Raw genomic sequence first — 15,291 nt, 5'->3', positions numbered from 1 at the left:
AAATGAACTGCGATTGTTAGTGCTTCTATTCTCAGTTGTTAGCGTTTGTTCGCTGAACAATGCGTCTTTTAAATCGCCTTAATGACCCGAAGGCATAGACAGCAAGGGCTGGCGGGCGCTAACTGGCTTAACGATTCCAAATGCAACAATTTGTGCCAGCCATGAGCTGGAACTTTCATTGAATATTCAAATACTTATTTTAATTTCCAGTGTGAAAAATAAAATACGCTTGATACTCACCCAGGCACCGAAAGATCCGCCAACTCACTGCCCGGCCGCAATAGTGAGGTCAGCACATGCGCCACCAGCTCGGCCTGTCGGTTGGTGGACGTTTTGCGATACAAGGATTTCACGTGGGTCCGAATGGTCGACATTTCACGGCACAGCTGTGCGCTAATCTCTTCCAGTGAACAGCCCTGGCACAAGCCTTCACACACCCGCGCTTCGGCGTCGGACACATCAAAGAATTGCTGGATACGCTCGCGGGTAATCAAACCATTGGCATCCCACGGATAAATAGTCAGCATTACCACTGGCCCATCCTCCGGACGATGGCGATACACAGGCGCGAACAGCAGGGTCGCACCGCCGGTGTTGATTCCGGTTGGCGCCTCCAGCGTCATCACCACCTGAGCTAGGTCCTGCTTTTGGCCATCAGAATCGGTCTGGCACGTCAGGGTATGAATGGCTTCAATAAATGCGCTTTGACGACGGTGGGACAAAAACCTCAGCACCGACTGCTGGCGTTGAATCCAGGGGTTGCCTTGTAACCATTGTTCCGCCGCACGGTTGCTGAACAGGATATTCATGGTGCCATCCAGCATCACAATCGGGCTGGCCAGGGTTTGCAGCGCATCCACCAGCAAAGCCGTCGCGGACTGCTGTTGTTGCACCAGTTTACGAAGCCCCAGCGCCCGCCGCACATGAGCGATCAGCTGGTTGTACACCGCCAGCTCAGCCATCGAGAAGCGGCCATATTCCTCGGCTCGCCCCAGCGTCAGCGCAGTAAACGTATCCTGATCCCGGTGAACAATGGCGCAAGCACCGTCCACCAGTCCGGCCTGCGCGCACCATTCGGTGATGACCGGGTCATCCATCGACACATCGTTGCTGATATGCGCGCTGCAAAAACCGACTTCATTCTGGTCGACGGCCCGCAAATACAAAGGGTCACGCCAGGCCATTTCTGCGATGTACCAGGCCACAATGTCGGCTGGCATGTCCTGATACCAGCCCCCCACCACCTGACCGGTATGGCTGTCCCTGACGGACAGCGTCGCCGTTCGACAGCCAAACAATTGCTGTAACCGTTGCAGGAATGGGTTAAATCCCTGCTCCGCCTGAACGCCGTCGTACAACACCGAAAGCAAACTGTCGTAGTTGGCTGTGGCCTCGTTAATCCCTTCAAACGGCGCTGCTATCAGACTTTCATTTCTATCCATTTGAATTACCCGATCGTATGACAATCCAGTCAGAACCCCCATGGTAGCGGGCTTCGTGGCCATATTGTTCCATAAAATCACCCATATGGGTGAAGCTGACCACTCTGTCAGGTCGTAATCTGCTGACGTTTCGTGACACCCAAAATGATCCAGCGACACGAGCCCCTCGTGCCGCCAAACCTTATTCCGAAGGAAGGACTCAATGGAACTCAGCAAGCTTATGCTGTCCCTGATGGCAGCATCTTCTTTGACCCTCACCGCTTGCGGTGGCAGTTCGTCGTCCGACAGTGACGACAACGCAAACAACGACGCCGAATCCAGCTATCTGACAGGTACCGCAGCCACTGGCCTGGCCATTGACGGCACCCTGTTTGTGTACGACGCCGAAGGCCGATCCACCAATGTGGTGATCGAAGACAACGGCACCTTCAGCGTTAACGTCGACGGCATGACCCCACCCTTTATGCTGGAAGCCCGGCCGGACAACACCGCGTTGGCCATTCAGTACTCCTTCGCAGAAGCGGCGGACATCACCGTCAACGTGACGCCTCTGACAACCCTTGCGCTGCTGCTCGCCAACGACCATCAAAGCCTCGAACTGCTGCGTGCTGCCTGGGACGACGAGGCGGAAAGCTTTGATGCCGACGCTCTGGCAGAAGCCGAAGACGTGATTCTGGCCAACTTCGCCGATCAATTCGAAGAACAAGGTCTCGATCCGAATACCTACGACCTGTTTAACGCCACCTTCAGCGCCGACCAAACCGGCTTCGACGCCGTGCTCGATGACGTCACCATCGTCTTTGATATGGATACCGGCGGCTATGAAGTCGACGTTGACGAACAGGACTACAACTTCGACGAAAGCGCTGAACTGAGCCCTGAAAACGAAACCGGCGGCGAAACTGGCGGCGAAACCGGTGGCGAAACTGGCGGCGAAACTGGCGGCGAAACTGGCGGCGAAACCGGCGGCGAAACTGGCGGCGAAACCGGCGGCGAAACTGGCGGCGAAACTGGCGGCGAAACTGGCGGCGAAACCGGCGGCGAAACTGGCGGCGAAACTGGCGGCGAAACTGGCGGCGAAACTGGCGGCGAAACTGGTGGAGAAACCGAAATCGACACTACGCCAGACAGCTTCACATTCACAGACCGTACTGAGGTTGAACCTTCCACCAGCATCACCAGCGATGCCGTGACCTTGACAGGCTTTGAAGGCACTCTGCCATTATCAGTGGCGAACGGTTCGCTGATTATTAATGGTTCTGCTGCCGGTTCTTCTGCCACGGTATCTGCTGGAGACCAGATTCAGGTCGTACAAACCAGCTCATCTGGCTTTGGCCTCAACACCACCAGCACCGTGACACTGGGTTCTGTCACCGCAATCTTTACCAGCATCACTCGCGCTGCTGATCTCACTCCGGATACGTTCAGCTTCACTCCGGTTACCGGCGCCGAGCTTTCTTCCACAGTCAGCAGTAATACCATTACCTTAAGTGGATTCGATGGCTCACACCCAATGACGGTCTTCAATGGCACCCTGATCGTCAACGGCAGCAACGTGGCATCACCTGCGATGGTATCTGCCGGTGACCAAATCCAGATTCAAACAACGGCCTTTTCTTCGTTTGATACTGAAATCTCCTCCACCGTAACCCTGCTGGGCACCTCGACCCGATTTAACGTAACCACCCGAGCCGCAGATAACATCGCTGATACCGCCAGCTTCGCAGCGGTAACCGGTGTGGAACCTGGCGACACCGTTGAAAGTGCAACAATCACAGTGACCGGTTTCGATGGCGTGCTGGATGCAACCGTCGATAACGGCGAAATCTCCGTCAATGGCAGTGGCTGGTTACCCTCAGCACTGGTCAGAGAAGGCGATAGCGTGAGCGTTCGTCACACCGCGTCTTCGTCATACTCTACCGCGACCAGCACCACGCTGAGTATCTACTCCAACGAGGTTGCTACGTTCACCTCCACGACTCGCAGCGCTGATTACAGTCCGGATATGGTCACCTTTACAGCGGCCACCGACGTCGAACGGTCGACCGTGGTTGAAAGTGCGCCTGTGATTGTTGGCGGCTTTGACACCATGCTGTTGGCTGGCGTTGATCATGGTGAAATGCAGGTGAACGGCGGACAGATCGTTGCTGCCGGCCGTACCATTACCGTTTCAGCAGGCGACAGCATCGTGGTTCGTCATACCTCTTCTGATGACTACTCCACCGATGTCAGCTCCACCCTGACCATTGGCAGCACTGAGGTAGGTACCTTCACCAGTACCACTGAAGCGGCCCCGGCCACCACCGCGCTTCATGATCCAAGCTGGAGCCTGGGTCAGGACAGCATGCAAGCGCTGGCATGGCCATACGGCGATCAAACCATCTCGACTCCGCTGGAGCTGGGTATGATCAAGGCATCTGGTAGCAACAGCAGCATGATGAAGGTGACGCCAGATTCCAGCGACATCGACTTTGAATTGATTGATACCATGCTGGATACCCAGTACACCGACATGACCATCGCCCGATTGGTGGGCGGTACCACCGATGAACTGCTTATGCTGATGTGTAACGAAACCACGTCACCCGCAACCTTGTCGGCTCGACTGGTCAACTACCCGGGTACTTCCTCCGAGGTAAGCCTGGCTCAAACCGTCATGGCAGGCGTTAACAGAGGTACCACATGGAGCATCAACAGCTGTAAGGGTCTGTCGGTTGAAGAGGTCAGCTACGACGCCACCAACGATAACTTCCATCTGGTGATGGGAATTGGCGGTACCGGAAAATGGGGCAGATACGACTACAGCTTCCTTTCGCGGTTCGAATTCAACTACGACTTCAATGCGCTCGCAGCGAACGCCTTGAGCTATGCCGGCAATTCGTCAACGGCCAGCCCAACGGTCCGCTTCGCTTCCAGCGATGATATTCAGTCCGTCGAGTTCTTCGGTGATGATGACCAGGATCGTTCCATCATTGCGTACACCAGTGGCAGCTACAACTACCTGACCATGTACTATGGCAGCGGCGGTAAAGTGGATCTGATCATTTCCCCGCACAACCGCTTTACCAACAATGGCAATGGCTTCTGGGATGTCGCCGATATCCATATCTGGAAAGAGTCGGCGACCGCGTACCACATCTATCTGGTATCAGAGAGTGTTGGTGTGCACGAAGTGGTCTATGACCCGACAACCAACACCAAGACCTCTGAGGACTATCACCTGAGTGATGACCTGCAGTACTGCGCTGACGCCATTACAGGTAGCTACAGCGGCAGCACGCCAACCATCTGGTGTCACGACTCCACCGACGAGGGCAAACTGATTGAGTTTGACCCGACCGCGACCACCCAGACTCCGGTAACGACCTCAAGGATGATGAGCCGGACCTACGAGGAAACCAGCAGTGGTGAAACAGCCACAATGGCAAAAGCCTCCAAGGAAGAAGCCGAGCAAATCAAGGCCGAACTGGAAGGCGCCGGTGCTGAAGTTGAAGTGAAGTAAAGTAAAGACCGGACTGAAATGATGTTGCTCCTTCATTGAGCAAGCCAGACTCCGCGGTCCTCTACTCTCCGCGGTTCTGGTACCCCTTTACCCGGCTATCCCCAAATAGCCGGGTCTTTTTATTCTGTTAGGGCCCCTCTGAATAACTAGGTGCCCGCTCTGGATGACAGGGCGAAGCTGAATCACGAAGCTGATTTGCAGGCCTAATGGGTCAAGTCAAAAATCAGCGACACGGAGTCAGCAATGCCCAGCCATCCCCGTCGGGCGCGGCCTGCAGGCCGCCATAACGGTGTTGGCGAATTTGGAAAGGACTCGTCATTCCGCTGCATTCGCCGCCTTGTTCTGACAACCTGCAGGACTCGCGCAGAGCTGTGCAGAGTTATTCAGAGGGTCCCTATTTTTATTCTGCCTGGTACGTCCTGTTGTGCCGGGCTCTTTTTCTATACAGTCGTTTGACCACAAGGATGAGGTACGCCCAATGATGCGTAATCAGGCTGGCACATCAACACATGGGCTGCTCGACAAGCTCACCAAACTTGGCTTTGCCGACCATCCGTTAGCCGATGAAATGCAATGGCAGCGACATCATCTGTTTATGAAGGAAGTCGGCCCGCGTATGGCTGCCACCCTGGTTGCTGCGGTTATTGTTGGCTTCTTATTCATTCAATCGGCCAGCATAGCCACCCTGGCAACCTGGTTTGGTATGAACCTGTTTGTTGGCCTGAATTCCTGGCTGATTTTGCGCCGCTATCACAAAAACAACGACGAACAAGGTGCTCTTTCACAGATCGCACAGCCCAAACAACAGAAATCCATCAAACGCTGGCACCTCGCCAACCTCTATTTATCCCTCTTGTGGGGCTTTCAGTGGGCCGCGTTGCCACTGCTGTTTTTGGGCGACGCCTCGATCGTACAGATCTTTTCTATCCTGCTGCTGGTCACCATCACGTCCACCATGCCGTCAATGACCATGGGCCTCTACCCGGACGTCTACGTGGTCTTTCTAACCCCGGTATTAGGGGCATTTGGCTGGCACTTGTGGGGCATGGATTTGGGCAATGTCTGGCTGCACAAGATGATGGCCCCAGCCGTGTGGCTGTCGCTGGTGGGCTTCAGCTACGCCATGTTCAAAACCCAGATTGATAACCTTGCCACCCGACTGGAGCTGCAACACTCCAAGCGCGAAATTGAGCAAGCCAATCAGGCCAAGACCCGCTTTCTGGCCGCCGCCAGCCACGATATTCGCCAGCCGTTGCAAGCGGCTTCCTTGTACTGGAGTGCCATCAAACCGGACGCTGTCAGTGAAGATCAACGGCCGCTGTTCGAACGGTTAGGGGCGAGCCTGAAATCCACCAACGAGTTGCTGAACCACCTGCTCGATGTCTCCCGTCTGGATGCGGGTGTTGCCGATATTCAGCCCACTGCCTTCGACTTAGCCCAACTGCTGGAAGAACTGCGCGTGGTCTTCACACCACTGGCGCAACGCAAACAACTGCAATTGGAGATCCACTGCGACCCCGCCACACTGGTGCGCTGCGACCGCACCATGACGATACAGATATTCAAAAACCTGCTCGCCAACGCCGTGCAGTACACCCACGAGGGCTCTATCAAAGTCAGCGTCAGCCGTCGTGATCAGCAAGTGAAAGTGATGGTAAGAGACACCGGCATTGGCATTGCCAGCGATCAGCAACAAGCCATTTTTGAAGAATTTGTGCAGCTGGATAACCCTGGCCGTAAACGCCAGAAAGGCCTGGGTTTGGGACTCTCCATCGTCAGCCGCTTATGCCGCCTGAACCAGCTGACACTGGTGGTGGAATCCGAGCCCGGCCAAGGCAGCTGCTTTGCCGTTGGCCTTCCCGCTGCCAACAACAACGAACTGGACAGCCGTTCATCGGTTGACTCACCGGCTGGTGCTGCGACCCAAAGCGCTTCCACTGGAAGCAGTCCAAGCATCAAGCAGGAGTCGCTCAACGGCCTGAAAGTCATGATCATCGACGACCACGAAGACATCCTCGACAGCCTGTCGATGCTACTGGTCAACCGCGATTGCGATGTCTGGGTTGCCGACGGTCTCAACAGCCTTAACGAACAACTCAAACACCCGGCCTGCACCCCCGACATCGTCATCAGCGACGACATGCTCGGCGACGACGGCCGCGTTGAAGCCGTGCTGGCCTGCTTTCAACAACACCAGCAAAGCCCCGACTTCATCATCGCCACCGGCGACACCAACCCCGAACGGCTGCAACAACTGACACAACTGGGCTACCCCATCCTCCACAAACCGCTGGAACCACAGCAACTGCTGGAACGCCTGCAACAACAGCGGCGAGTCACCCTGCAAGGCTAGGTTTTTTGGGAGGGAGTCGGGAAGAGGACTGTAGGTCAAATAAAGACGCGAAGCGGCTGCCATCTGACACCAAGGCGTTGGATGGCACATCGCTGCGCTCGTTTATCCAACCTACTGGAAGGTTGTATAAGCCATCAACCGTGCAAATAACCGCGGTCATGAGCCGCCCGCAAACACTCAACCCGGTTACGCACCCCCAGCTTCTCGAACATCAAGCGAATATGCGTCTTCACCGTATTCGGACTCAAAAACAGCTGCTCGGCAATTTGCACCGTGGTCAGGCCATCCTGCATCAAACGCAAAATGGCCGTCTGCCGCTCGGTGAGCACATCGGCGGCATGAGGTTCCCGCGACTGCATGGCTTGCGCTGCCTCCGGTGCCAGATACTGGCGCCCGGCCAGCACACTATCGATGGCTTCCAACACCTGCTCGGCCGATTGATTCTTGGTAATCAAACCACCGGCACCGCCCTGCAACACCCGCCGCAAGACCGCCGGACGCACCTCACCGGTACACACCAGCACAGCTAAACCGGGCCAACCGGCCCGCAGCTGCTCCAATACCAGCACACCGTCCATATCCGGCAAGCCAAGGTCCAGCAACACCAAATCACACGGCTGCTGCTTCAGGTAATCCAGCCCCTCAACCGCCGTATTCACCGCGTGCACAGACGCACCGCCCAGCTGCTGGCGAACAAGGCCAGACACGGCATCCGCAAACATACGGTGGTCATCAATAATCAGAATATTCAACGGCAAGGAGATCGAATCAGGCACAGGAAATCCGCTTTCCACACAAAAGAGCTGGTTATTTTATAGGCTCTTTTCCGGGCTGCAAGAAGTTCGCGGCATGCCTATTGATAGAACCAAGAATAATTCCTGGTTTTATACGTGCTGGGCGCTGAGCTGACACAAAGACCTGAACACCCTATATTCAGATACGCTTACCTCAGGGAATCCAGCTTGCATCCTACAAGTGTTACCGGTTTTCCGGCTTTAAATCATCGATCTCAGGAAAAACTGTCCTCTGACAAAAATATTTTATGGATCAAACTCTAGCCAAACATTAACCTTGAAAATCATAAGAAGGGCTAAGCGCCCGGGTTCAAATTTTTATGAAGAGACCTGCCACGGATGGAAAATCAGGAAGTATGGAATAAGCCAGTTCAGAGCGCAGTTTTAACGGGTAGCGAATATCCACCCTTGCGTCCCGAGCCAAAGGAATACGTTCAGACAAAGAATTCAGGCATTCATCTACAATGCCCGGAATGCAGGGAAACGACACGTTTCAAGCACCTCTACGAGTTAAAGTGTTCGTCTTGCGATACAAGTTTTGATAAACGTACGTTTCTTTCGCGCAAAAAATTCAAGAAAGCAGCACTAAGCGTGTTAATGGTCGCGGCTACAGGGGCTGGAGCATGGGAATATGTGGAGTCCCCAAGACTATCTGCGGAATCCGAGTATGCTTTGATGTCCGCCTGCATTTACGGCCACAACTCAACCACACCTGTAAACGTAACCCGATCATCAGCCAAAAAGTGCGGTTGCATGATGGAAAAGGCCTTGGACGAAGTAGGCACAGGAAGAGATCGCAATGAACCAGATGAGGTTATTCCAGCTTATGGGAGTGCAATGCGATCTGCATATAGTAGCTGCAAAGGATAGCCCTCTATGACGAACTCCCCATAAGCAGGGGAGTTCGCCAACCAGACTAATTATTATTAATCATCAGCGGCAGGCTTCAGGAGTTCTACATGCACACTCTGTTGGAACATGACAGGCATGATCCTGACAGCGTGATGCGGTATCCAAGTCTGACGGGGAAGGCCCGAAATGCCGACGATACAGCGTTTTGGTACTTTCAAATGCATCAACCAGATTCTGGTAATCGTCTTCTCCGTAGATACCGAAGTATGGGAAATGATGAAGATAATGGCCAAATACTGCTTCGCAATCTTTGTGATACGACGCAGTATCAAGAATATGGGCATGCCAGAATTCGTCCAAAACCTTGTTTGGAACCAGCTCTGCTGCTGGATATAGCTTCTTAAGGGTCAGGAAGCGACGATACTCACGCTCAGCTAGATCACATTTTTCATGCGACATTTTAGGCTCACCCGACTCCGTCAATTTCCATTTGAGCCGGTTAAAGTCAATGGCAGCCACCAAAGGGTGAATACCATCCGCGTAGAGCATTTCAGTTTTTTGAGGTAACGACATTATTCCATCCTTGTTGATTATTCAGAGTCACTTTGAGAGACATTTTTGGCAGCAGCCTTCTGCGCCTTTGAGGCGAAAGAGCCTTTCTTTACCTTGCCGCCATTTCTTTTGGCCTCGGCGCTTTGAATACGGGCAGCGGCCTCAGGCGTCATACGTTTTTTATCAGACATAAAATTATCCTAATGATTGGTTTGTCAGCTCTGAAGCAACCGCTGTCGCGACAGAACAAGGCCAGACTACCCAACCACCAAGGGACAAAATGGGACGAAATTGTGGCAAGAACCGCAAAAGAAAAAGCGACGAATGAGCAACTTAAGAACCTGAAATACAGCCTGGAAGAAATAGGATGGAATGTTAAAAAACTATGCACAGCTATGGCAGTAGAGCACTGCGAGCATGATTCAGACGAAGACTCCGAAATGGAGCGCCTCAGAAGGGCATTTAACAGAGGGAGCCTGGATAGAGCTGACTATCAGCGCATTATGAATTTTCTTTCAGAGAATGAAGATTTCAAAAAACACAATCTGATAGCCGCCCGCTACAGGAAGGGAACTATTAACAATCCACTTTTGGAGCAACTGATGATGGACATCTCTGCCGAAGTGCTAGCAGATGAAGTTGGAGATCGGAGTCAAGTTGAATAACCTTGCCCGGAAGCGCCAGCCTCCTTACTTGTCCACAGTCCAATATCACTCTGGTTCTACATGCAGACTAATCAAAAAAATACCTAGGCCTACAGGATAACTCTGCACGACTTAATATAACGATCCACTTCGGCAGGTTTACCGGCTGCCATGGAAGCAGCTGACACTGCCATACCCAGCGCTAGCAGAGCGGTTTTCAGAGTGGTTTTTGAAACAGAAAAAGACATGGTTTGGCTCCATTGAATAGCACAATTGCGATGAAGCCAAACTAAGCGAACGACAGCTGGAAGGCTTGGAGAATCAAGTCAGCGACTTGTGCCAACAGGACAGGGTCCCATGGCACCAGCGCAAATCGGACAATCCGCTTACTTGAACACCACGGTCTTGTTGCCGTCGATAAACACGCGGTGTTGGGTGTGCAGTTTGACGGCACGGGCCAACGCCACGGTTTCGGTATCACGGCCAGCGGTGGTCAGTTGTTCCGGCCCCATGGTGTGGTCAACGGTTTGTACTGACTGTTCGATGATCGGGCCTTCGTCGAGGTCGGCCGTTACGTAGTGGGCGGTGGCACCAATCAGTTTTACGCCGCGGTCGTAGGCCTGGTAGTAAGGACGGGCACCTTTGAAGCCAGGCAGGAACGAGTGGTGAATGTTGATGGCGCGACCCGCCAGCTCCACACACAGGCCGTTCGACAGGATTTGCATGTAGCGCGCCAATACCACCAGCTCGGTGCCGGTTTGGTCGACGATTTCCATCAGTACGCGTTCCTGCTCCAGCTTGTTTTCCTTGCTGATGGGCAGGTGTACAAAGCGAATGCCTTCACGCTCGGCCATTGGGCGCAAATCCTGATGGTTGGAGACCACAGCGGTGATTTCCATGTTCAGTTCGCCCTTGTTCTTGCGGTACAGCAAGTCGGCCAGACAGTGGTCGGCTTTGGATACCATGATCAGGGTTTTTACCGGCGCGCAGGCGTTGTGCAGGCTCCAGGTCATGTTGAAGCGTTCGGCCACCTGGCTGAATTCTGCCTTGACGGTTTCGCTCTGGTCGTCGCCTTCGAAGCTGAAGCGGGTACGCATAAAGAAGTTGCCGCTGTCGCGGTCGTCAAACTGCGACTGCTCGCTGATGTAGCCACCACGCTCGGCCAGAAAACCCGCAACCGCAGCAACAATGCCGCTACCTGCCGGGCAGGTGGTTTTCAGTACGTATTCATTTTTGGCGTTCGGGTGTGGCATGGGATTAACCTTGTTGGTTCAGTTAACAAAAAGCGAAGCCCCTATTATGCACCAGCACAGCGACGGGAGAGACAGAATTCACCGTCTTTTTATCTGAACGCGACGAATTTGCGAGGAATTGTGAGGGGTTTTGCAGGATGGCCTGTCAGGCCCCGGAAAACGTCTGTTGCAGCACGTCCACCAGCGCTTGTGCCGCTACCGACAGCTCGTGGCCCCGGCGGGTTAGAATGCCAACGTCACCGACCACCAGCGGGCCGTTTAGCGGCAAACATACCGCGCCCATTTCTTCCATTTGCTGACGACACAACCCCGGCACCACACTGATACCAAGCCCCGATGCCACCATTTTACCAACCGTCGCCAGCTGATGGGCGTCGAACACCACATTGAGTTGTTTGCCCTGCTCGGCTAACTGGCGTTCGAGCATCAAGCGCACAATGGAGGGCCGTTGCAGGGCAATAAAATCCTGCTCCAGAAGCTGATCCCAGCAGAGTGATGACTGACCGTTTAACAACGCCGAATCCGGTGGCAGAACAGCGACAAATTCGTCAGTGAACAAGGGAGTGAAATCCAGATCAGGCGCGCCTTCCGGCACCAGCGATACGCCCACTTCAATACGCCGCGAACGCACCATGGCGACCACTTGCTCGGCAATCACATCATGAACTTCCACACGAATGGCGGGGTAACGGTTACGGTAGGTTTTCAACACCTGCGGCAGCAAACCCGCCGCAAACGACGGCATGGACGCCACGGCCACCTGCCCCATTTGCAGTGCAAAGCGCTGCTGCAGCTGTTCCTGGGCGTTATCCCAATCGGCCATCAAACGGGTAGCAATCGGCACCAGCGCCTCGCCTTCCGGGGTCAGTTTGACTGAGCGTGTGGTACGGGTCAGCAACTTGCCGCCGAGGGATTCTTCGAGGGTCTTGATCGCCAGGCTGAGCGCAGGCTGGGACAAAAACACCTGATTGCTGGCTTCGGCAAAACTCAGGGTGCGGGCAACGGCCAGAAAGGCGCGCAGTTGTTTGGCGGTCATGGGGTACTCCCTGTTTGAAGTTTCAAGTTAACAGGCAGTAGCAGAAAGGCAAGACGGGTCTGGGGTCTGGGGTCGGATGTCGGATGTCGGATGTCGGATGTCGGGAACATTGTAGGAGCGAATTTATTCGCGAACGAAATACAGCGCGAATAAATCCACTCCCACAGGCCCTTACATCACCCGGTTCATGCGCAGGAATTTATAGCTTTCGCCGGGGCCAGTTTCGTCCGCGTACAAGGTCACACCGGACTTCAGACAAATGCTGAGGTTGGTGTGAGTGGCTTCGGTTTCCTTCGGCAACAGATGCGCAACCCCTTCGCGCTCTTGCAACAATTCCTGCTCGGTGGCGTTGAGGCGCTCGCGCTGGAATTCATTCAGATCGATGCCCTGCACAATCTGGTAACGGCCGTAGTCGCAACGCACCGGGAACGAAAAGTAGATGCCCTTGGCAATGCCGTAGGAGCCATCCGAAGCAATGCCCATGGATACGATGTGACCCGGGCCGGTGCCCAGCGCCCAATCGTGCATATGATCGACAATCGCCTGCGCCGCTGATGGCGCACTGGATACACCACGCTTCTCCAGAATGGCCCCGCCCCGTTTCTGGATCGCCGGAATATAGGTTTCGGTGTACCAATCCATCGGGATCGCAGGCATCGCCGGGTTGCCATACAGAGTCGCCTGATGCAGGTCCGGGAATTGGGTGGTGGAATGGTTGCCCCAGATGATCACGCCGTCGATGTCTTTCGGGTTCACACCGGTGTGGTTGGCCAGCGTACCGATGGCGCGGTTCTGATCCAGACGAGTGAGTGTGGTGAACTGAGACGGGCTCAGGTTCGGCGCGTTACGAGCCGCAACCAGCGCGTTGGTGTTGGCCGGGTTACCGACAATCAGGGCTTTTACATCTCGGTTGGCGTGGTCGTTCAGCGCCTTGCCCTGACGGGCAAAAATGGCGGCGTTTTGCTCCAGCAGGTCTTTCCGTTCCATCCCCGGACGACGCGGGGTAGCGCCAATCAGCAAGGCGTAGTGAACGTTCTCAAAACCCTCTTCGACGTTGTCGTGCAAGGTGATGGTGTGCAACAGCGGGAAGGCACAGTCTTCCAGCTCCATCGCCAGCCCCAGCAAGACATCCATGGCCTGGGGAATTTCGATCAATTGCAGAATGACCGGCTGATCCTTGCCGAACATTTCTCCTGCGGCGATCTTGAAAAGAAGGTGGCTTGAAATACTGCCAGCGGCGCCGGTTACGGCAATGCGTATGGGTCTGCGCATGGGGTCTCTCCCTGGTTTGAAAAATCCTGATGGCCAGCCAAACGCCTGTTTGGCTACACCAAACCTGTACTGCGTTAGAGAAACGCTAACACGCTGAAGGCGACAGGTTCAGTGGCTTTCTCAGCTATGTTCTATTGTTTTTATGGATGATGAACGAAGGTCTGAAAGACCGTTGCTATAACAATTTCATCAATACCACACCCTGGAAACTGTTATTGAGTGTGCGAGGGATTATCCAGGACGGCAGCTGTTCTTTGGTGCCGAAAACCGACCTGTGAATGGGGTTCGAGGGGATAATCAGGCAATGGCAGCAGCCCGTAGGCTGGGCCCCGCCCAGCAATTGTTGGGCGGGGCCCTACCTACAGCTGATGCGTTTCCATCGCGAATAAATTCGCTCCTACAGCGACAGCAATAAAGGCGATCAAACTAGCGACAGCACCGGAATAGCAGGCGAAAAAAAGCCCGCACAGGCGCGGGCAAGTTCTTGCGGGTATTCGGACGATAGACCCGGGGTCCCTAGTTCACCGGATCAAATTGCGACAGCCACTCCACCAGCATCGGGTGGTAACGCGTCAGGCCTTTGTATTCGATCAGTGGTTCAGGCAACCCCTTCATGACCCGATGCAGGCGCCGTGCCCATTCCGGATTGCTGCACAGGTCTTCGAGGCTGGCAAGGTAGGTGCGGATGCTGAACATCAGTGCGTTGGAGCGCGGCATGCGGTCGAGCACCTGCAATTCCACCCGCAAATGGATCTTTTCACCGATGTTTTCAGGGGTAACGGTGGTTCTATCGGTGCCCCACTGTGGATAAGTCTCTGGTGAGGTGTCCATGCGGGCATTGACGGTCAGGGTCCAATTCAGTCGACGAACCGGACGATTCACCTGAATCGCACAGAGGTATTTCAGCGCCCGATCAAAAATGCCCAGTTCGTGTGCCATCGGCACCGGGCCGTGCCACTCCTTGAAGCTCATTCCGGCATCGAATGCCAACGACCAGTCCGCCGGACAGGTGACGATACCGGCGTCCATAAACAGGTCGCCGTCGCGCTGATCCAGCAAGGCAAAATCCCCCTGAACCTGACGGCCAATGTATTCCATTGGTGGCAGTGACAAGGTGCTGCTGTCACCAAAGGTGAAGGTATCCTGCTGGTCGAGCAGTTTGTTGTGCCAGTGCCAGGTGTCGCCGTCTTTGGTCAGCGAGAAATAGTCCGGGTAGTCCTCGGACATGGTGGTCATGCAACGGTCGATCATGTCCCAGCAGGCCAGGTCCATGTGCGGCATGGCCAGACAACGCTTGGGGTTTTCTTCCAGTACGATGCCGCGCTCACGCATTTCCGACAGGTAATGCTCGTCGATGTCGATCAGATGTTCGTTCACCGTGCCGACCGGGCCCGGCAGCGTATGCGGTTCGATGTTCACCGAGTACATGTAGTCGTCTTCCGGGAACGGGAATGGAAAACGCTTGATGGCGAATTCGCTGTTGCTGTAGGTGAAATCGTCACGAAAGGTTTCGATTTTGGTAGGTGCGACACGCATGGTTAATTCCTCTCGGTTGTTCCTTATGACGAAAAACGTTAATGCCTTTGACCTC

The 15,291-nt window shown here is 54.5% G+C and carries 11 protein-coding genes; 3 read left to right on the top strand and 8 right to left on the bottom strand.

Annotated features, from left to right (window positions below; genetic code table 11):
- Positions 1 to 236: 236 nt before the first annotated feature.
- Positions 237 to 1,442, bottom strand: coding sequence for a helix-turn-helix transcriptional regulator (locus tag G516_RS0106530; RefSeq protein ID WP_028292970.1), 1,206 nt, complete (start codon positions 1,440 to 1,442; stop codon positions 237 to 239).
- 202 nt (positions 1,443 to 1,644) lie between these two features.
- Between G516_RS0106530 and G516_RS24945 the strand changes: the two genes are divergently transcribed.
- Positions 1,645 to 4,944 (top strand): ribosomal protein L7/L12, encoded by a 3,300-nt coding sequence (locus G516_RS24945; protein WP_028292969.1) that lies wholly within the window; start codon positions 1,645 to 1,647, stop codon positions 4,942 to 4,944.
- Between the two features lie 478 nt (positions 4,945 to 5,422).
- The gene (locus G516_RS0106520; RefSeq protein WP_028292968.1) at positions 5,423 to 7,297 is read left to right on the top strand and encodes an ATP-binding response regulator; all 1,875 of its coding nucleotides are present in this window, start codon (positions 5,423 to 5,425) and stop codon (positions 7,295 to 7,297) included.
- Between the two features lie 134 nt (positions 7,298 to 7,431).
- On the opposite strand, the gene G516_RS21365 is transcribed toward G516_RS0106520, so the two are convergent.
- From G516_RS21365 to G516_RS24290, 3 genes are all read right to left on the bottom strand, one after another.
- Positions 7,432 to 8,073, bottom strand: a complete 642-nt coding sequence (locus G516_RS21365) for a response regulator (protein WP_156878971.1) — start codon at positions 8,071 to 8,073, stop codon at positions 7,432 to 7,434.
- 951 nt (positions 8,074 to 9,024) lie between these two features.
- On the bottom strand, positions 9,025 to 9,516 hold the full coding sequence (locus G516_RS24295; RefSeq protein ID WP_211225074.1) for a glycine-rich domain-containing protein: 492 nt from the start codon (positions 9,514 to 9,516) through the stop codon (positions 9,025 to 9,027).
- 17 nt (positions 9,517 to 9,533) lie between these two features.
- A complete protein-coding gene (locus G516_RS24290) occupies positions 9,534 to 9,686 on the bottom strand; it encodes a hypothetical protein (RefSeq protein WP_084644912.1) in 153 nt (50 codons plus the stop codon).
- A gap of 102 nt (positions 9,687 to 9,788) precedes the next feature.
- Between G516_RS24290 and G516_RS0106500 the strand changes: the two genes are divergently transcribed.
- Positions 9,789 to 10,160, top strand: a complete 372-nt coding sequence (locus G516_RS0106500; protein ID WP_169449502.1) for a hypothetical protein — start codon at positions 9,789 to 9,791, stop codon at positions 10,158 to 10,160.
- 365 nt (positions 10,161 to 10,525) lie between these two features.
- Here G516_RS0106500 and purU read toward each other — a convergent pair whose 3' ends face one another.
- The 4 genes from purU to G516_RS0106470 form a co-directional block, all read right to left on the bottom strand.
- A complete protein-coding gene (gene purU / locus G516_RS0106490) occupies positions 10,526 to 11,392 on the bottom strand; it encodes a formyltetrahydrofolate deformylase (RefSeq protein ID WP_028292965.1) in 867 nt (288 codons plus the stop codon).
- A 145-nt stretch (positions 11,393 to 11,537) separates the two neighbouring features.
- Positions 11,538 to 12,428, bottom strand: a complete 891-nt coding sequence (locus tag G516_RS0106485; RefSeq protein ID WP_028292964.1) for a LysR family transcriptional regulator — start codon at positions 12,426 to 12,428, stop codon at positions 11,538 to 11,540.
- 171 nt (positions 12,429 to 12,599) lie between these two features.
- A complete protein-coding gene (locus tag G516_RS0106480; protein ID WP_028292963.1) occupies positions 12,600 to 13,700 on the bottom strand; it encodes a malate dehydrogenase in 1,101 nt (366 codons plus the stop codon).
- A gap of 516 nt (positions 13,701 to 14,216) precedes the next feature.
- Positions 14,217 to 15,236, bottom strand: coding sequence for a heme-dependent oxidative N-demethylase family protein (locus G516_RS0106470; RefSeq protein WP_028292962.1), 1,020 nt, complete (start codon positions 15,234 to 15,236; stop codon positions 14,217 to 14,219).
- Positions 15,237 to 15,291 lie beyond the last annotated feature (55 nt).

It is taken from the genome of Oceanobacter kriegii DSM 6294 (assembly GCF_000422845.1).
GTDB lineage: Bacteria > Pseudomonadota > Gammaproteobacteria > Pseudomonadales > Oceanobacteraceae > Oceanobacter > Oceanobacter kriegii.
This window is presented reverse-complemented; position numbering and strand designations above follow the sequence as displayed.